This is a genomic window from Streptomyces spiramenti, assembly GCF_012034385.1.
GTDB lineage: Bacteria > Actinomycetota > Actinomycetes > Streptomycetales > Streptomycetaceae > Streptomyces > Streptomyces spiramenti.
In genome coordinates this window covers 57,479-77,389 of record NZ_JAAVJB010000001.1, presented here as the reverse complement: position 1 = coordinate 77,389, position 19,911 = coordinate 57,479, and the positions used below count along the sequence as shown (strand labels likewise).

The 19,911-nt window shown below is 74.0% G+C and carries 6 protein-coding genes; 4 read left to right on the top strand and 2 right to left on the bottom strand.

The features are described from left to right. Positions 1-59 precede the first annotated feature (59 nt). Both HCJ92_RS00120 and HCJ92_RS00115 read right to left on the bottom strand, forming a co-directional pair. A complete protein-coding gene (locus HCJ92_RS00120) occupies positions 60-593 on the bottom strand; it encodes an EF-hand domain-containing protein (RefSeq protein ID WP_167931262.1) in 534 nt (177 codons plus the stop codon). 429 nt (positions 594-1,022) lie between these two features. Then, complete coding sequence (locus HCJ92_RS00115; RefSeq protein WP_167931261.1) at positions 1,023-2,306, bottom strand: glutaminase; 1,284 nt, start codon at positions 2,304-2,306, stop codon at positions 1,023-1,025. A gap of 26 nt (positions 2,307-2,332) precedes the next feature. Between HCJ92_RS00115 and HCJ92_RS00110 the strand changes: the two genes are divergently transcribed. The 4 genes from HCJ92_RS00110 to HCJ92_RS00095 all read left to right on the top strand — a co-directional run bounded on the left by HCJ92_RS00110 (position 2,333) and on the right by HCJ92_RS00095 (position 19,908). Beyond that, complete coding sequence (locus tag HCJ92_RS00110; protein ID WP_338053930.1) at positions 2,333-2,614, top strand: zinc ribbon domain-containing protein; 282 nt, start codon at positions 2,333-2,335, stop codon at positions 2,612-2,614. A 960-nt stretch (positions 2,615-3,574) separates the two neighbouring features. Beyond that, the gene (locus tag HCJ92_RS00105; RefSeq protein ID WP_167931260.1) at positions 3,575-4,546 is read left to right on the top strand and encodes an ACP S-malonyltransferase; all 972 of its coding nucleotides are present in this window, start codon (positions 3,575-3,577) and stop codon (positions 4,544-4,546) included. 1 nt (position 4,547) lies between these two features. Further along, complete coding sequence (locus tag HCJ92_RS00100) at positions 4,548-5,654, top strand: acyl-CoA synthetase family protein (RefSeq protein ID WP_167931259.1); 1,107 nt, start codon at positions 4,548-4,550, stop codon at positions 5,652-5,654. Positions 5,655-5,838: 184 nt separating this feature from the next. Continuing rightward, positions 5,839-19,908 (top strand): type I polyketide synthase, encoded by a 14,070-nt coding sequence (locus HCJ92_RS00095; RefSeq protein WP_167931258.1) that lies wholly within the window; start codon positions 5,839-5,841, stop codon positions 19,906-19,908. Positions 19,909-19,911: the final 3 nt, after the last annotated feature.

Genomic DNA, 19,911 nt, shown 5'->3' with positions numbered 1-19,911 from the left:
GGGCCGGGCCCGGCCCCGCCGGCCTTCTCCTGACGCCGGGTTCGGGGTACGCCCCGCCGTCAGGCGGGCACGCCGGGCACCAGGAGGTCCCCGGGGGTGTCGGCCTTGTCGGGAGCGTAGTAGTCCTTGATCCCCTCGGCCCAGGTGGGCACCGCCACGCGGTCCTCCGGCGTCGGTTCGAAGGCGTTGAAGAGGGCATGGACATTGGCGGGTCGGAAGCCGATCGCGGTCATGAGGTCCACGAAGAGCGGGCGTTCGATGTAGCCGTCGCCGTCCGGGTCGCCGAGGGTGGCGAGGGCTTCGGCGAACGCGGTGACGGTCGCGTCGAACCGTTCGGGAGACAGCACGCAGGCGCTGTACTCCTCGAAGCTGATCAGCTGGTCCCCGTTGGTGTCCAACTCGTCGGCCAGCGTGGCCCAGTACTGCTCGAAGGCGGCGCGCATCGCGTCCTTCGCCCCATCCGAGGAGGCCGACGCGGCGGCGACGACGCGGTCGCCCATGAGTGTGAAGTCGCCGGCTTCGAGGACTCCGTTGCCGTTGGCGTCCAGCAGTGAGAAGACGAGCGCAACCCTCTGGGTGGCCTCTGCGCGCATGATCCAGTCACCTCTCCTGTGACCGTTTCCCGCGGAACGGCGGCCGGGATGCCCCGGTGGTCCGCCCCGCACGGCCGGACGGTGCCCGGCCCGAGCGATCAATGCCCGTGCGTCCCGGCGCTATCCGGACGCGGCGGGCGATTCGCCGGAAAGGGGGAATCAGCCCGTCTTCCGGGCGAGTTGGGTCGCTGACCTGTAAGGGCGGCAGGCCACGCTCCGGGGTCCGACAGTTCTTCCTGACTGCGCGATTGCCCGTTCCCGGATCCTCGGGGTCCGGTGTCCCGTCTGTCCGGAATCAGCGGGCGAGGTCCCGCGCGGTCGGCTCACTTGACCGCGCCCGCGGGCGCCGTGCGACGGCCCGAAGGAGCTCGGAGGACGGGGCCGTGCACGACGACCGCGCCGGAGCCGGCTCGCGCATCCCGCCGTCGCTCACGCGCCGGCGGGCATCGCCTGCTCCACCGTCTGGACGACCGTGATCCGGCCGCCGTCTCCCGGGTCGGGATCGGGCAGGATCGTCTCAGGGTCGACGAGATGGACGTCGTGGCCGTCGAGGGTCAGCCGGCGCGCGACTTCGAGCACCATCCGGCGCGCCACGTCGTCGATCGCGTGGACGCGCGCGAGGTCGATCGCCACCCGGGTCTCCGTGGGAGCGGTCTCCAGCACCTCCCGCACCACGCGCTCGGCCCCCGCGAAGCCGATACCGCCCTGGAGCTCCAGCACGCGGAGTGCCCCCGGCCCGCTGCCGACGACGTGGTTCGACCGTACGACCGCCTGTCCGGCCGACGGCTCCTCCATCACGTGCAGCCCCATGTCCGAGGAGAACCGCTCGAACAGGGAGACTCCGCGCACGCTGTTGCCGTGCCGGTCCAGACGCGGCGAGAACGTGGCGATGCCGATACGTCCGGGAAGCGCGCCGATCAGCCCACCGGCCACGCCGCTCTTCGCCGGAATGCCCACCTGGGTCGCCCAGTCACCGGCGGCGTCGTACATTCCGCAGCTGAACATGACGCTGAGGGTTTGGCGCACCACCCGGCCCGGCACGACCTGTTCCCCCGAGAGCGGGTTCACGCCGCGATTGGCCAGCGTCGCCGCCATCAGAGCCAGATCCCGCGTGGTGACGACGACCGAGCACTGCAGCGTGTAGCCGTCCACGACGGTCCTCGCGTCCTCGGTGAGGACGTCGTGACTGCGCAGCATGTGCGCGATCGCGAGGTTGCGGTGTGCGTGGGCCATCTCCGACCCGTACACCTCCTGATCCACCGACAGCCGGCGCCCGGCGAAGGCGGAGAGGCCGTCGACGACGCGTTCCACGCGGTCCGCCGGGCCGCAGCCCTCCGGTCCGGCCAGCGAGTGGACGGTGATGGCACCGGCGTTGATCATGGGATTGAGCGGACGTCCGGTGCCGCTTTCGAGAGAGATCTCGTTGAATGCCTCTCCCGACGGCTCGACGCCGACCTTGGCGAGCACCGGGTCGAAGCCCCGGTCCGCGAGGGCCAGTGCGTAGACGAACGGCTTGGAGATCGACTGGATGGTGAACGGGACGTCGACGTCACCGGCGCCGTAGACCCGTCCGTCGACGGTGGCGAAGGCAGCGGCCAGTCGCTCGGGGTCGGCCGCTGCCAGCTCGGGGATGTAGGCCGCCGGTGCTCCGGAGGCGTCCGGCTCCACATCTCCCAGTGCCTCGACCAGATAGTCGGGAATGATGGGCCGCATTCGTACCTCTCCGTTCGGAACGCCGGCTGCCGGCGCGGGGTGCGTCCGGACTGTCTGCGGCGTCCTTCCACTGGGGCGCACCCACGGCGCCCGCTGGTTGCGTCGCCAGGCTACCGACCGGGCCGTGCAGATCGGGCGCGCACACGAGCCGGCAATGCTCCCAGTGCGGCCACATCGACCGGAAGCACCGGATCGACCGGGCAAGGTTCGCGTGCCGGGCCTGCGGGGCCCTGGTGCACGCGGACGACAACGCGTCCCTCGACATCGCCCGCAGGGGCGAGACCGTGTGGACTGCTGGGCGCGAGTGACGCGTCCCCGCCACCCCACAAGGGTGTCCGGACGGAGGAGGCCACGCGGCGGCCAGCCGTGCCCTGCTGCCAAGCCCGGCCCTTCGGCGCCGGGTCACGTCGACTGCTGTCCTCACAGCAGGACGAGTACGGGAGACCTTCTCCGGACCTCCCTCTCCTGTGGGCGGCTACAGCGGTCACGACCCGCAGGCGAGGAGCGAACCGTTCTGCGACGATGCCAGAAGGACCGGTGAGACTCGTGCAGCCGTGAACGCCGCGGTGAGTGCGTCCGCGGAGCTCCGAGTCCTCCCCGGGCGATGCGCGACGATACGCCCGGGCGACCCCGGGCGTCTTCCGCAATACCTCGGGCTGCGAACGCGCCAACTCGGCGCGCGACCGGTACGGGTGGGCACGGTCTCGCGCGGTCGGTTGTACGAGGCTCTTTTCGAGCAGTCGGCCGTGGCTTCGCGCCACTTGTGGCCGGCCGGGTGCGGGGCGGTTCGGTGGGCGGGCCGGTCGTCCCGCGCCCGTGAGGGACTCGTGCGGAAGTCGCCAAAGGCGTGTCACCGGCCCTGGACGGAGGCCCAAGAGGAGATACGGAGGTGACCGTTCCGTCCGGCGTGAGCGCCCCGCGGGACGCGTGAAGTGCGTGGCTCGCCAGCGTGCAAGAGGCGTACGAGGTCCACGAGGTATTTCGAAGCTGGCCTGTTCGTGCTTTTCCGGAGACGCGTGGCCGTTCATGCCGGTAATGGCCGGATCGGAAAGACGCTGTTCTGCGGGTGCGGGTCCGGTGTTACTCTCACCGAAGCTCACTCCGGTACCTCTCGGCCACCTTCTGGCGGCAGCTGCTCGACTCGGACTCGGCGGGCCCACTTCCCGACGTCCGCCCGATCGGGTCCTGTGCGCTTCGGTGTTGGTTGCCGTAAATCTCTTTCATTGATGCGTGGGAAGAAGATTTCCCGAAGCGTGACAGGAGTAGGCATGTCCCTGGGGTATTTGTTCGGCGGTGGCGTCGGGGCCGAACCGCACGGGATCGAGCTGTACGAGGCGTCACCGCTCGTACGGCAGCTGTACGAGGAGATATCCGGGTGGACCGGGCTCACCGCTGAACAGATCCTGCGTGGTGAACTGCCCGAGGGGCGGGAACGACGGCAGAGTGCGGGCACGATCCGTGAGGCCGCGCTCGCCATGGCCGTGCACGACCGCCTGGCGGAGGCCGGCCTCCGCCCCGACGTGGTCGGCGGGCTGAGCCTGGGCGCGATGACGGCAAGCTGCCTGGCCGGGGCCCTGGACCGCCGCTCGCTGTTCACGATGCTCGCGCGGACGGCCGGCGCCCCCGGCCCCCGACCCTCGGCCGCCGGGGAGGGCATGGCGCTGGCGTTCGTGCAGGCCGAGGACGCGCGGTCGTCACCGCCCTGGCAGGGGCTGCCGGACGTCCACCTCGCGGGTGATTTCGGGCCGGTGGCGGACGGGTCCCGGCGCATCCTGATGCTCGCCGGTCACCGCACGGTGATCGAGCGGCTGGCCGCCGAGTCCGCTCCGGGCACGATCGTACCGCTGCCCGGCCGTGACATCGCTGTCCACTCCCCGCTGCGCAAGCCGTTCCGTGACTTCATCGCGCCCCACGTGGCAAGAATGCCGTTCACGGCACCCCGCATTCCCCTGCTCTCCTGTCTCGAGCGCGGTGAACTGAAAACGGCGGACGAAGTGCGGGAGATGTTCGAGCGGAATCCCACCGACCCCATCAGTCTCGTCGACATCTACGAAGGAATGCGGAGTCATGACGTGCGTCTCGGTCTCGTCATGGGCCCCGCGATTCCCGAAGGAATCCTCGCCTTCCCGTTCCCGGTCGTCCACGTCGAGAACCCCGACCACATCGAACTCGCCATCAGCACTGCCTACGATCTCGGCATCCCCTTCTCCCGGAACGACTCCGGAACCGGGGAGCGCTGAGATGTGGTGTGCTCAGCACCCGTGGGAGCCGGCGGAGGGCCGTGCGACCGATCCCGGCGTACTCGTCGCGAAGTGGCTCGGTGCCGACATCGACGAATGGACCCGCAGAGTAGTACGGCTCACCTTCGACCCCGACAAGGGAAGCCCCTATTGGCTGAACCGCCGAGACCGGCTCGACTTCGACCCGTACGACATCACGCGCCACCAGGACCTCACGGCGTTCGGACCGTTCCCGCTCGCCGACCTGCGTGACGTGGATCCCGTGGACCTCGTGCCACGCGCCGTGCGGCGGCCGCTCGCCGGCCGTGTCTGGGACACCGGCGGCACCACCGGCGCACCCTGCCGCGTCCACTACACCTCCGCCATGCTCCACCACCGGGCAGTCTGGCGTCGCTGGTCGTTCGTCCGTGAGGGGTTCGCGGCCGGCCGCGGCTGGCTCCAGGCGACACCCACCGGACCGCACCTCATCGGGCACGGTGCCTGGGAGGTCGCCGACCTGCACGCGGGCCTGGTGTACGCCATCGACATGGACTCCCGCTGGGTCAAGCGCCTCATCCGGGAAGGCCGCCCGGCCGACGTCGAGCGCTACACCGGGCACCTCCTGGAACAGATCACCGACGCGCTCGACCAGGGCGGCATCGACTACCTCAACACCACCCCCGCCCTCTTCGCGGCGCTGTGCAGACACTCACCGGAGCACGTCGCGGCCCTCGAAGGAGTGCGGCTGAGCGGGACCCAGATCAACACCGCGATGCACCGTGACTTCCGCGCAGCCCTCGACGGCGGGATCTGCGGCATCAGCTACGGCAACACCTTCGGCAACGCCGCCTGCCTCGGCGTACCGGAGAACGGCGGCCCGATCCCGTACATGCCGAACTACCCGCAGGTCACCATGGCCGTGGTCCGCAAGGACGACTGGCGCTCCGTCGTCGCGCCCGGCGCGAACGGCCAGGTCCGCCTCACCGTCCTGCATGACGACCTCTTCCTGCCCAACATCCTCGAACGCGACCAGGCGACACGCCACCTCGACGCCGAGTGGCCGTGCGACGGCGTCGCCGACGTCCGTCCACTGCAGATCGCCACCACCGCCCCGGAGGGCCTGTACTGACAGGCCCCAGGCCCCAGGCCCCGTCGCCCCGGGAACCCTCTCCCCGGCACGCGCCGTGGCGCCCCGGCCCGCTCCGACACGCCGAGGTGTCGGTGCGACGGGCCGAGCCCTCCCACCGTGCCCCGCAGAGCCCGTCCCGCAGTCCCCGCCCCGTAGTGACCCGTGCGTGCTGAGGAGCCATGGCGTGAACCTGCCCGATCCCCCCGCCGGGACGCCCCTGCTGTGGGCGCTGTCCGGCGACAGCGGGGGCGCCCTCGCGTCCCGGGCACGACGGCTGCGCGACCACCTGCGCACCCTGCCCGAGTGGAGCACCGCGGACGTCGGTCTCGCCCTCGCGCGCGCCACGGTCACCCGAGGCCCCCGCGCCGCCGTCGTGGCCCGCGGAGCGGAGGAGTTCCTGGACCGCCTTGACGCGCTGGCCCACGGGCGCCGGGCGCCGGGCCTCCTCCAGGGGCCGGGCGGGACCGACGACCGCGTCGCCTTCGTCTTCCCTGGACAGGGCTCGCAGTGGCCCGGGATGGCCGCCGATCTTCTCGACTCCGCGGCGGGGTTCAGGAAGCGCATGGACGCCTGTGCGCAGGCCCTCGAACCGTTCGTCGACTGGTCCCTGATGGACGCGCTGCGTGGCTCCGGCGGTGCGCCCGCCCCGGAGCGCCCCGACGTCGTGCAGCCTGCCCTCTTCGCCGTCGGCGTCTCTCTGGCCGGACTCTGGCGTGACCACGGTGCGGAGCCGTCCGCCGTCCTCGGCCACAGCTGCGGCGAGATCTCCGCCGCGGCTGTCAGCGGCGCCCTCTCGCTCGACGACAGCGCCCGCGTCGTCGCCCTGTGGAGCCAGGCGCAGGCCACCCTCTCCGGGCGGGGAGAGATGGTCTCCGTCATGGCTCCCGTCGCCGACGTCCGAGCCCGACTGGTCGCCTACGAAGGAGAGCTGGGGGTGGCCGCGATCAACGGGCCGAACTCGGTGATCGTGTCGGGCGGCACCGAGGCCGCCACGGAACTGACCGCCCGGCTCGCCGCCGATGGCGTCCACGCACGCCGGATAGCCGTCGGACTCGCCGCGCACTCCCCGCACATCGACGCCATCGTGCCCCGGTTGCACGCGGACCTGGCCGCCGTCCGGCCGCTGCCTGCCCATCTTCCGTACTACTCCGGCCTCACCGGCGAGCGGCTCGCGGAACCGGTCCTGGACGCCGACTACTGGGCCCGCAACCTGCGCGGCACGGTCCGGTTCCACGAGGCCGGCGCGGCCCTGCTCAGAGACGGCCATCGCCTGCTCCTGGAGATCAGCCCGCACCCCGTCCTCACCACCGCTCTCCAGGCGATCGCCGCCGAAGGGAACGCCCCCGCCCACGTCGGCGCGACGCTTCGCCGCGGTCACGGTGGCCGAGGACAGTTCCTCACAGCGCTCGGCGAGGCCTACGTGCACGGCGTGGACCCGGACCGCGAAGCGGTCTTCGGGGCGATCGACGCCCGACCCGCCGACCTTCCCGCCGATCTGTGGGAGGCGGACGGCGACGTGGACACGGCGGACCCCGGGACCGCCCTCCGCGACGACCTGGCCCGCCTCACCGCCGTCGGACAGCGCGAGCGGCTGCTGCGCGTCGTGGGACAGGAGGTCGCCGCGGTGCTCGGCGACACGGGGCCCGTCGACCCCGACGCCACCTTCACCGCCCTCGGCCTGGACTCGGTGACGGCGGTGGAGATCCGCAACCGACTCGTCGCGGTCTCGGGCGCCGGGGCGCTGCCCGTGACGGCCGTCTTCGAGCACCCGACGCCGAGGAAGCTCGCCGAGGTCCTCCGTGACGAGCTCGCCGGTCGGACCGCCGCGGACCCACGGCCGGACCGGCATGTCGACCGGGAGGACGCCGGCGAGCGCGGCACCCGCGCGTCGGACGCGGATGACGACCCGGTGGCCATCGTCGCGATGGGCTGCCGGTACCCCGGCGGTGCCGACACCCCGGAGCGCCTGTGGCGGCTCCTCTCCGACGGTACCGACGCCGTGACACCGTTCCCCGACAACCGCGGCTGGAGCACCGAGGGCGCCTGCGCCCCCGAGGACGTCGCGCCGGGCCGCCACTACCAGCGCGAGGCCGGATTCCTGCTGGACGCCGACCGCTTCGACGCCGAGTTCTTCGGCATCTCGCCCCGCGAAGCACTCCTCATGGACCCGCAGCAGCGGCTCCTCCTGGAGACGTCCTGGGAAACCCTGGAACGCGCCGGGATCGACCCGCACACCCTGCGCGGCACCCGTACCGGCGTCTACGTCGGCGCGATGACCATGGACTACGGCCCGCGTCTGCACGAGGCGACGGACGGCAACGGCCATCTCCTCACCGGCAACACCGGAAGCGTCGCCTCGGGCCGCATCGCCTACGCACTCGGTCTCGAAGGCGCCGCCGTGACCGTGGACACGGCGTGCTCTTCCTCGCTCGTGGCTCTGCACCTCGCGGTACAGGCGCTGCGCGGCGGCGAGTGCGCCCTGGCGCTGACCGGCGGTGCGACGGTGATGCCCACGCCGGGCATGTTCGTGGAGTTCAGCAGCCAGGGCGGCCTGGCCGCCGACGGCCGCTGCAAGCCGTTCTCCGCGCAGGCCGACGGGTTCGGTCTGGCCGAGGGCGTGGGTGTCCTGCTGCTGGAACGGCTGTCGGACGCCCGTCGCAACGGGCATCCGGTGCTCGCGGTGGTGCGGGGGAGCGCCGTCAACCAGGACGGTGCGAGCAACGGTCTGACGGCCCCGAACGGACGTAGCCAGCAGCGGGTGATCCGCGCGGCGCTGGCCGACGCGAAACTGTCGGCGCGGGACGTGGACGCCGTCGAGGCCCATGGGACCGGCACACGCCTGGGTGACCCGATAGAGGCACAGGCGCTGCTCGCCACCTACGGACAACAACGCGGCGAGGGAAAGCCGTTGTGGCTCGGCTCCCTGAAGTCCAACATCGGCCACACCCAGGCCGCCGCCGGTGTCGGCGGCGTGATGAAGATGGTCCTGGCGATGCGGCACGGTCTCCTGCCCCGGTCCCTGCACATCACCGAGCCGACGCCGTACGTGGACTGGGGTGCGGGGGGCGTGCGCCTGCTGACCGAAGCCGCGCCCTGGCCGTCGGGCGACGCGCCCCGGCGGGCCGGGATCTCGGGGTTCGGGATCAGCGGGACCAACGCGCATGTGATCGTGGAACAGCCTGTCCCGGAGCCGGAGCCGGAGCCGGAGCCGGAGCCGGAAGCTCCCGCCGCCGGTGACCCGGGCACGCCGGTGCCGTGGGTGGTGTCCGCCAGGTCCGCGGAGGCGCTGCGGGAACAGGCGGCACGTCTCGCGCAGGTCTGCGGCGCGGACGTGCGGGCCGGTGATGTGGGTCTGTCGCTCGTCCGGACACGCGCGCTGCACGAGTACCGGGCCGTGGTGGCCGGGAACCGCCGGGAACTACTGGAGGGCCTGGGTGCGGTGGCGGCGGGTGAGCCTTCCCCGTTCGTCGCGGAGGGCCGGGCGTCGACGACCGGTGGCACCGTTTTCGTGTTTCCCGGGCAGGGCACGCAGTGGCTCGGGATGGCGCGTGAACTCCTCGCCGAGTCGGAGGTGTTCGCCGCCTCGATGGCGGAGTGCCAGGATGCGCTTGCGCCCTTCGTCGAGTGGTCGTTGCCGGATGTGGTGCACTCCGGCGACGGGCTCGACCGGGTCGACGTGGTGCAGCCCGTGCTGTTCGCGGTGATGGTGTCGCTGGCCCGGCTGTGGCGTGCGTTCGGTGTGGTGCCGGACGCGGTGGTCGGGCACTCGCAGGGGGAGATCGCGGCCGCGGTGGTCGCCGGCGGACTGTCCCTGACGGACGGGGCGAAGGTGGTCGCCCTGCGCAGCCGGGCGGTCCTCCGGCTGGTCGGGCACGGAGGGATGGCGTCCCTGGCGCTGGACACGGCGGCGGTCGAGGCGCGGCTGTCCGGCTGGGGCGGGCGGCTGTCGGTGGCCGCGGTCAACGGTCCCGCTGCCGTGGTCGTGTCCGGGGACACCGAAGCCCTCGACGAACTGCTCGCCTCCTGCGCGGCGGACGAGGTGCGGGCCCGACGCGTCGATGTGGACTACGCCTCCCACTCCGCCCACGTGGAGCGCGTCCGGGACGAGGTCCTGGCGGCGCTCCAGGGGATCGAGCCGGTGGGCGCGCAGGTGCCGCTCCTCTCCACGGCGACGGGGCAGTGGCTCGACACCTCGGCGATGAACGGCGACTACTGGTACCGGAACCTGCGCGGCACTGTCGGCTTCGAGCCCGCCGTGCGCACCCTCGCGCAGCAGGGGTTCGGCACGTACATCGAGATCAGCCCGCATCCCGTGCTGACCATGGCGGTCGAGGAGACCCTGGACGCGGCCGACACGGCGGGCACGGTCCTCAGCACGCTGCGCCGGAACGAGGGCGGCCTGCGGCGCATGCTCCTGGCCGTCGGCCACGCGCACGCACGGGGTGTCGCCGTCGACTGGTCGCCCGCCCTCGACGGCATCGGCGCCACCCGGATCGACCTGCCCACCTACGCCTTCCAGCGGGAGCGGTTCTGGCAGTCCGGTGCGCGCCCGGGGGACAGCGCGCCCTCGGCCGCGGACGGACTCTGGGAAGAGCTCACGGCAGCGGAACCGGGCCGTCTCGCCGAGACGTTGAGCGTGACGCCACAGGCCCTGGGGGAGGTGCTGCCCGCGCTGACCGCCTGGCGGGACGGTCGGATGCGGCAGCGGCGCGTCGACTCCTGGCGGTACCGAGTGGGCTGGCGGCCGTTGGAACTGCGGCCCGCGTCCGCGCCGCCCGGGCACTGGCTCGCGGTGTGCCCCGAGGGCAGCACCGCGGGCGGCGTCGTGAGCGGGCTGGAAGCCATCGGTCTCGATCTCACCGTGGTCGGAGCCGGCGGGCCCGGCCGGAGCCGCGCCGCACTCGCCGACGCGCTCACCGCTGCCACCGGGCGGCGGCCCCTCGCCGGTGTCCTCTCCCTGCTGGCCGACGAACACCGCCCGCACCCCGAGCACCCCGAGGTTCCGGGCGCGCTCGCCCTCACCCTCGCCCTGGTGCAGGCGCTCGGCGACGCCGGGATCGACGCACCGCTGTGGTGCGTGACGCGCGGGACAGCCGTGGTCGGGGTCGGGGAGCGACCGGGAGCACCCGCGGCCGCGGCCGTGGCGGCGCTGGGCCGCTGTGCCGCCCTCGAACACCCCGACCGGTGGGGTGGGTCGGCCGACCTGCCGCACGACCCGGACGAGCGGACACTGCGCCGACTGTGCGCCGTGCTGACGTCCGTGACCGACGAGGACCAGGTCGCAGTGCGGGCGACCGGGGTCCACGGACGGCGGCTGCTGCCCGCGCCCCCGAGCGGTCGTCCGTTCCTGCCGGACGAGGCGTTCGGCCACGGCACGGTCCTCGTCACCGGCGGCACCGGAGGTGTCGGCGCCCACGTGGCCCGGTGGCTGGCCGCGGAGGGCGCCGGTCACCTGCTCCTCGTCGGCAGACGCGGCCCGCGGGCGCCTGGCGCGGACGCGCTGCGGGCCGAACTGGAGGCGTCGGGCGCGGCCGTGACCGTCGCGGCGTGCGACGCCACCGACCCGGAGCGGGTGGCGGAACTGCTCGGCGCGCTGCCGCCGGACCGTCCGCTGACCGCTGTCGTGCACGCGGCGGGCGTCCTCGACGACGGTGTCCTGGACGCCCTCACCCCCGCACGGCTCGCGGTGCCGCTCCGAGCCAAGGTGACCGCCGCCGAGGTGCTGCACGAGGCGACCGCGCACCTCCGCCTCTCGGCGTTCGTCGTCCTCACCTCCGTCATGGGTGTCGTGGGCAACGCAGGACAGGCCAACTATGCGGCGGCCAACGCCGCGCTGGAGTCCCTGGTCGCAGCACGGAGGGCAGACGGGCTGCCCGGCACCGCCCTGGCCTGGGGCGCCTGGTCCGCCGGCGAGGGCATGCTCGCCGAAGGAGTCGCGGGCCGGCTGCGGGAGCGAGGTCTGGCCTCCATGGACCCCGCGGCGGCCGTCACCGCCATCGGGCGCGCCCTCGCCGAGGACGACGCACAGGTGGTCGTCGCCGACGCGCACTGGCGGCGGTTCGCCGACACGGCGGGACCACGCGCCGCCACCCTGCTCTCCGAAGTGACCGGTCGCCACGACGACAACGACGAGAGTCGGCCCGCCGTGTCGCAAGGGGGCTTCCGCGACCGGCTCGCCGCCGTGCCGGCCGCCGAACGGACACGGTTCGTCACCGATCTGGTGCGGACGCACGCGGCAGCCGTCCTGCGGCACACCGTCCCCGATGCCGTCCGACCCGAACGGGCCTTCACGGACATGGGTTTCGACTCGCTGACGGCGGTCGAGCTGCGCAACCGCCTCGCGACCGCCACCGGCGTACGGCTGCCCGCCACCGTGCTCTTCGACCGTCCGACACCGGCTGTCCTCGCCGGGCACCTCCTCGGCGAACTCGGCACGCCCGGCGAGCCCGTCGCGGTCGCCGGAACCGGCCCGGAGCGCGCGCCCGTCGGCGCCCGGACCACGCGGGGGACGTCCGCCGCCCACGACGGCGAGCCCATCGCCGTCGTGGGCATGGGCTGCCGGTTCCCCGGCGGCGTGCGGAACCCCGACGAGCTGTGGCAGCTGCTGGCCGAGGGCCGGGACGCGGTCACGGACTGGCCCTCGGACCGGGGCTGGGACACGGCCGGACTCTACGACCCGGACCCGGACCGCACCGGCACGACCTACTGCACGCGGGGCGCGTTCGTGACGGACGCCGCCGCCTTCGACGCCGAGTTCTTCGGGATCTCGCCGCGCGAGGCCCTCGCCATGGACCCGCAACAGCGCCTCCTCCTGGAAACCGCCTGGGAGGCCGCCGAGACCGCCGGGCAGGACCCCGCTGCGCTGCGCGGTCGCCGGGTCGGCGTGTTCGTCGGGACCAACGGCCAGGACTACGCGTCCCTGGCCGGCACCGACCCCGAGGTCTCCGAAGGACACCTGCTCACCGGCAACACGGCGAGCGTCCTGTCCGGCCGCATCTCCTACGTCCTCGGACTCGAAGGGCCCTCCCTCACCGTGGACACGGCCTGCTCCTCGTCGCTGGTCGCCGTGCACCTCGCAGCCCGGGCGCTGCGGCAGGCCGACTGCGACCAGGCGTTCGCGGGCGGCGTCACGGTGATGAGCACGCCCCGCCTGTTCGTCGAGTTCAGCCGGCAGCGCGGCCTGGCCCCCGACGGACGGTGCAAGGCCTTCGGAGCGGGAGCGGACGGCACCGCCTGGGGCGAGGGCGCCGGAGTGCTGCTCCTTGAGCGTCTGAGCGACGCACGTCGACGCGGCCACCGGGTCCTGGCCGTGATCCGGGGCTCCGCGGTCAACCAGGACGGCGCGAGCAACGGCCTGACCGCCCCGAACGGGCCCGCCCAGCAGACCGTCATCCGCGCCGCGCTCGCCGACGCGGGCCTGCGCCCCCACCAGATCGACGCCGTCGAGGCGCACGGCACCGGCACCGTGCTCGGCGACCCCATCGAGGCACAGGCACTCCAGGCCGTGTTCGCGGGCCGATCCGCCGAGCGCCCCCTGTGGCTCGGCTCGGTCAAGTCCAACATCGGACACACCCAGGCCGCCGCCGGAGTCGCCGGACTCATGAAGACGGTGCTCGCCCTCGGCGCAGGCCGGCTGCCCGGCACGCTCCACGCAGACGAACCGAACCCGCACATCGACTGGTCCGCCGGCGACGTACGGCTGCTCACCGGCCCCACGCCCTGGCCGGAGACGGACGAGCCGCGGCGGGCCGGCGTCTCCTCCTTCGGTATCAGCGGCACCAACGCCCACATCGTGGTGGAACAGGCGCCGCCCACCGCGGCCCCGGTGCCGGAAGGCACCCCCGACACGCAGGTCGCCGTGCCGCTGCTGCTGTCCGCCGCCACCCCGGACGCCCTGCGTGCCCAGGCCACCCGGCTGCGCACGTACCTGCGTGAACACCCCGGACGTGACACGGCGGTGGTGGCCCACGCCCTCGCCACTCGGCGCACCGCCCTCGACCACCGCGCCGCCGTCCTCGGCCACGACGCCGACGCGGTCCGCGCAGCCCTGGACGCGCTGGCCGACGGAACCCCCTCGGGACGGCTCGTCACCGGCCACGCCGGCGCGGCCGGCCGGACCGCTTTCCTCTTCCCCGGACAGGGCAGCCAGCGACCGGGCGCCGGTGGTGCTCTCTACCGCAGCGAACCCGCCTTCGCCGACGCGCTCGACGACGTCCTCACCCACCTGGCGCCGCATCTCTCGCCGGGTCTCGGCGTGCCGCTGCGCGACGTCATGTTCGCCGCCCCCGGCACCGCGGAGGCCGCGCTCCTGAGCCGTACCGGCTGCACACAGCCCGCGCTGTTCGCCCTCCAGGTCGCGCTGTTCCGGCTCCTGGAGCACTGGGGCGTACAGCCCGACGCGCTGCTCGGGCACTCCGTCGGCGAGCTCGCCGCAGCGCACGTGGCCGGGGTGCTCGACCTGCCGGACGCCGCTGTCCTGGTCGCCGCACGCGCCCGCCTGATGGACGCGCTCCCCGGCGGCGGCGCCATGGCGGCCGTGGAGGCCGACGAGGACGAGGTGCGTGCGCTGCTCGCGGACGCCGGATCCGACGCGGACGGCGTCTCGGTCGCCGCCGTCAACGGCCCGCGTTCCACCGTCCTGTCCGGTGACCGCGCCCCCGTCCTGCGCCTCGCCCGGGTGCTGCGGGCGAGGGGTCGCCGCACCAAGGAACTCGCCGTCAGCCACGCCTTCCACTCGCGGCACACGGAGCCCATGCTCGACGCATTCCGTTCCGTGGCACGTCGGATGACGTACGAGCCGCCCCGAATCCCGGTCGTCTCCAACCTCACGGGCGCGCGGGCCACCGCCGACGAGCTGTGCGACCCCGAGTACTGGGTACGGCACGTCCGCGGCACCGTCCGCTTCCTCGACGGCGCCCGCACCCTGCTCGCCGACTCCACCACCAGCTGCCTCGAACTCGGCACGGCGGGCATCCTGTCCGGACTCGTCGAGGGGTGCCGAACCGCCGGCGATGACTGCCGCGCCGTACCGCTGCTGCGTGAGGGCCGCAGCGAGACCGAGTCACTGGCCGGGGCCCTCGCCGCCCTGCACGTGCGGGGCGTGCCCGTCGACTGGAGCGCGGGGACCCCCGCCCGCACGTCACCGCTCGACCTGCCCACCTATCCGTTCCAGCGCCGCCGGTACTGGCCCGCGGCGCGCCCGGCTCCCACCGCCGACCCGGTCGACGCGGCGGACGGCTGGACCTACCGCGCCGCCTGGCGCGCCCTGCCCGATCCGGGCCCCGCCCGGCTCTCCGGGACCTGGCTGCTCGTTGTGGACGAGGCGGCGGTGGCCGCGCCGCTCGCCGAGGCGTGCCGGGGCGCGCTCACCGAACGCGGCGCCCACGTGGCCGTCCTCGCCGTCCCCGGCACCACCGACCGGGCCGGGCTCGCCGCACGTGTGCCGTCCGGCGCGAGCGGTGTCCTGTCGTTGCTCGCCCCCTCCTCCACCGGCCCCGGGAGCACTCTTCTCCTCGTCCAGGCCCTCGGGGACGCGGGCGGAGACGTTCCGCTGTGGTGCGTCACCACCGGTGCCGTCGCCGTGGACGGCGCCGGCCCGGACCGGCCCGAGCAGGCACAGGTGTGGGGGCTCGGCCGGGTCGCCGCGCTCGAACACCCGCAGCGTTGGGGCGGCCTGGTGGACCTGCCCGAACGACCCGACGGCGCGACGCTGCGGCACCTGTGCGGCGTGCTGGCCGGGATCGTGCGTGCCCACGACGGCGGTCGCGCGGAGGACCAGGTCGCTGTTCGGGCGGACGGCCTCCACGGCCGCCGCCTCGTCAGGGGAAAGGCCGCCGGCCGTGACCGCCGCGGTGCGCCAGGGCGCGGCGCGTCCGCGTGGACCGCCCGGGGCACCGTTCTCGTCACCGGCGGCACCGGCGGCCTCGGCGCCCATGTCGCCCGCCGGCTCGCCCGCGCCGGCGTCGGGCACCTCGTCCTGACGAGCCGCCGTGGGCCGCGGGCGCCCGGTGCGGACGAACTCCGCCGGGAACTCTCGGTGGCGGGCCCCCGCGTCACCGTCGCGGCCTGTGACGTGACCGACCGGACGGCGCTCGCGGAACTCCTCGGCCGCCTGGCGGCCGAAGGCGACCCCGTGACGGCCGTCTTCCACGCGGCCGGCGTCACCTCCGACACCCGGATCGCGGACTGCACCCCCGCGCTGCTCGCCGAGGAGACCGCGGCCAAGGTGCGCGGCACCGTCCACCTCGACGCCCTGCTCGGCGACGACCTGGACGCCTTCGTGCTCTTCTCGTCGGTCTCCGCCCTCTGGGGCAGCGCGGGCCAGGCCACCTACGCGGCTGCCAACGCCTTCCTCGACGCCACCGCGGAGCGACGGCGCGCACAGGGACGCCCCGCGACCAGCGTGGCATGGGGGCCGTGGGCCGGGCCGGGCATGGCGCACGGCGGGACGGGGACGGGGCTGCGCCGCCTCGGCCTGGTCCCGATGGCGCCCGAGGCGGCGCTCACCGCGCTGTGGCGGGCCCTGGAACACGGCGACAGCGGACTCGCTGTCGCGGACATGGACTGGCCGCGCTTCGCCCCGGCCTTCCTGTCCGGCCGCGAGAGCGCCCTGTTCAGCGACCTCCCCGAGGCCGCGGCGCCCGAGGCGACCGGTGCCACAGAACCCGCGGCCGACCGCTGGCGTGAGCGACTCGCCGCCCTGCCCGACGCAGAGCGGCACCGAGTGCTGACCGAGTTGGTGCGCGCCGAGGCCGCCGCCGTCCTGGGCCACGACTCTGCGCCGGCCGTCGACGTCGGACGGTCCTTCCACGACATCGGTTTCGACTCGCTCACCGCCATCGAGCTGCGCAACCGCCTCACCGCCGCCACCGGTCTGACCCTGCCCGCCGGTACCGTCTTCGACCATCCCACGGCCACCGCGCTCGGCGATCACCTGCGCGAGCGACTGACCGGCGCCGCGCCCGCGCCGCGGGAGGCGCCGAGCAGCCCCACAGCCGCCGACGAGCCGTTGGCCGTCATCGGGATGGCCTGCCGTTTCCCCGGAGGAGTGCGGAGCCCGGAGGACCTGTGGGACCTCGTCGCGGGCGAGCGGGACTCCACGGGCCCGCTGCCCGACGACCGCGGCTGGCCGCTCGAAGCCCTCTACGACCCCGACCCCGCACGTGAGGGGAGCTTCTACACGAGCGGCGGCGGCTTCCTCGACGGCGCGGGGGAGTTCGACGCGGAGTTCTTCGGGATCTCGCCGCGCGAGGCGCTCGCCATGGACCCGCAGCAGCGGCTCCTCCTGGAGACGTCGTGGGAGGCCGTCGAACGCGCGGGTATCGACCCCGGGTCGCTGCGCGGCAGCCAGGGCGGCGTCTATCTCGGCGTCGCCGGGCAGGGATACGGCGCCGGACCGCAGGACCCGACCGCCGACGTGGAGGGCCACCTGCTCAGCGGCACGGTCACGAGCGTCGCCTCCGGGCGCATCGCCTACACCCTCGGCACCGAGGGACCCGCAGTGACCGTCGAGACGGCCTGCTCCTCCTCGCTGGTCGCCCTCCACCTGGCCGGTCAGGCGCTGCGCGCGGGGGAGTGCTCCTTCGCGCTCGTCGGCGGCGCCGCCGTCATGGCGTCCCCCGACGCGTTCGTGGAGTTCAGCCGTCAGCGCGGCCTCTCGCCCGACGGCCGGTGCCGGTCCTTCGCGGACTCCGCCGACGGCACCGGCTGGGGCGAAGGCGTCGGCGTCGTGGTGGTGGAGCGGCTCTCCGAAGCCCGTCGCCTGGGCCATCCGATCCTCGCCCTCGTGCGGGGCTCCGCCGTCAACCAGGACGGCGCCAGCAACGGTCTCACCGCGCCGAGCGGCCCCGCGCAGGAGCGCGTGCTGCGACGGGCGCTCGCCGCCGCCGGGCTGAGCGCGGCCGATGTCGACCTCGTCGAGGCGCACGGCACCGGCACCACCCTCGGCGACCCCATCGAGGCAGAGGCCCTCCTCGCCGTCTACGGCCAGGACCGGCCCAGCGAACAACCATTGTGGCTCGGCTCGTTGAAGTCCAACATCGGTCACACCCAGGCCGCCGCGGGCATCGCGGGCGTCATCAAGACGGTCATGGCCCTCCGCCACGGCCTGTTGCCCCGGACGCTCCACGCCGACACACCCTCCAGCAAGGTGGACTGGTCCGGGGGAGCGGTACGGCTGCTCAACGCGGCCCGCCCGTGGGACGACACCGGCCGCCCGCGCCGAGCGGGCGTGTCGTCGTTCGGCATGAGCGGCACCAACGCGCACGCGGTCCTCGAACAGGCGCCGGACGAGCACCAGGTGGCCGCTCCACCCGACTCGTCCACCGCGCCGGAGCCCATCGCCGGCGACACCGTGGCGCTGCCGCTGTCCGCCGCCTCCGTGCCCGCCCTCCGCGCCCAGGCCCGCTGCCTGCGTGAGCACGCCGAGGCCGAGCCCGGGACGCCCCTCGTGGACCTCGCGCACGCGCTCGCCACCACCCGTACCACGTTCCGCCACCGCGCCGCGGTGACCGGACGCACCCGGCAGGAGATCCTCGGGGCGCTCACGGCACTGGGGGGCGGGGCGCCCGCACCCGGCGCCGTCACGGGGCGCGCGGGCGAGGCCCGCGCGGTGTTCGTGTTTCCGGGGCAGGGGTCGCAGTGGCCGGGTATGGCGCGTGAGTTGTTGGGGTGTTCGCCGGTGTTCGCGGCGCGGGTGGCGGAGTGTGCGGGGGCTCTGGGTCCCTATACGGATTGGTCGTTGGTGGATGTGTTGCGCTCGGGTGAGGGGCTTGAGCGGGTGGATGTGGTGCAGCCGGTGTTGTTCGCGGTGATGGTGTCGTTGGTGGAGGTGTGGCGGTCCTACGGGGTGGAGCCGGCTGCGGTGGTGGGGCATTCGCAGGGGGAGATCGCCGCTGCCTGTGTGGCAGGAGCGCTGTCGTTGGAGGACGCGGCACGTGTCGTCGCGCTGCGCAGCAGGGCACTGGTCGCACTGACCGGCCGTGGCGGCATGGTCTCCCTGGCAGCGTCCGAGGAGCGGGTGCGGGAGCTGCTGCTGCCCTACGCCGGGGAGATCGGTGTGGCCGGGGTGAACGGCCCGCAGGCCGTCGTCGTCGCCGGCGAACCCGCCGCCCTGGAGGGGCTGGTCGCCGACTGCGAGCACGAGGACGTACGGGCCCGGCGGCTCCCCGTCGACTACGCCGCCCACTCCGCACAGGTCGCCGACGTCGGCGACGCGCTGCGCACCTCCCTCGCCGGAGTCCGGCCCCGGACGCCGGAAGTGCCGCTGTACTCCACGGTCACCGGCGACGTCGTCGACGGCGCCGTGCTGGACGCGGGCTACTGGTACCGCAACCTGCGCGAGCCGGTCGCGTTCGCGCGCGCCACGGAGACCCTCCTCGCCGCCGGGCACGACCTGTTCGTCGAGATGAGCCCGCACCCGGTACTGACGGCCGCGGTCGCCGGAACTGCCGAGTCGGCGGGGCGGCCCGTCGCCGCCGTCGGCACGCTGCGTCGCGACGACGGCGGCACCGATCGCCTCCTCGCCTCGCTCGCCGAGGCCTGGGTGCACGGTGCCACCGTGGACTGGGCCGCCGTGCTGCCCCCGCCCTCCGGTCGGCACGTCCCCCTGCCCACCTACGCCTTCCAGTACCAGCGCTACTGGCTGCCCACCCCGGGCCGGTCCGCCGTCGCCGCGACGACGGCGGCCACCGCCCCGGCCCCGACGGCCGGGCCGCCCGAAAGCGATCCGGCGGCCGAACTCGCGACCCGGCTCGCCCCGCTGGACGAGGCCGAGAGCCGCCGTGCCGTCCTCGATCTGGTCCTCGCGCACGCCGCCGCGCTGCTCGGCCACTCCGGCACCACGGCAGTGGAGCCCGAACGTCCCTTCTCCGCGGCGGGGTTCGACTCGATGCTCGCCGTCACGTTCAGGAACCGCCTCAGCACGGCGACCGGGGTTCCGCTGCCACCCACCGCGGTCTTCGACCACCCCACGCCCGCTGCGTTCGCCGCCCACCTCCACGAACGGCTCGCCACCCCACCCGAAACGGAGCGGCCCGTCCTCGCCCAACTGGCGCGGCTCGCCGAGACGCTGGCGGGCGCGGGCACGGACACGCCCGACGCCGACGAGATCGGCGCCCGCCTCCGCGGTCTGCTGCGCTCCTGGGAAAGCCGCCGTCCGCGCGCGGACGGGCCCGGCGGGGCGAACGGCGCCGACACGACGACCGCCTCGGCGGACGAGCTCTTCGAACTTCTCGACAACAACTACGGCGCCTGAGGG

Bases quoted from the DNA above. Each gene is read 5' to 3' on its own strand.
- HCJ92_RS00120 (WP_167931262.1), bottom strand. From the start codon at position 593: ATGCGCGCAGAGGCCACCCAGAGGGTTGCGCTCGTCTTCTCACTGCTG.
- HCJ92_RS00115 (WP_167931261.1), bottom strand. From the start codon at position 2,306: ATGCGGCCCATCATTCCCGACTATCTGGTCGAGGCACTGGGAGATGTG.
- HCJ92_RS00105 (WP_167931260.1), top strand. From the start codon at position 3,575: ATGTCCCTGGGGTATTTGTTCGGCGGTGGCGTCGGGGCCGAACCGCAC.
- HCJ92_RS00100 (WP_167931259.1), top strand. From the start codon at position 4,548: ATGTGGTGTGCTCAGCACCCGTGGGAGCCGGCGGAGGGCCGTGCGACC.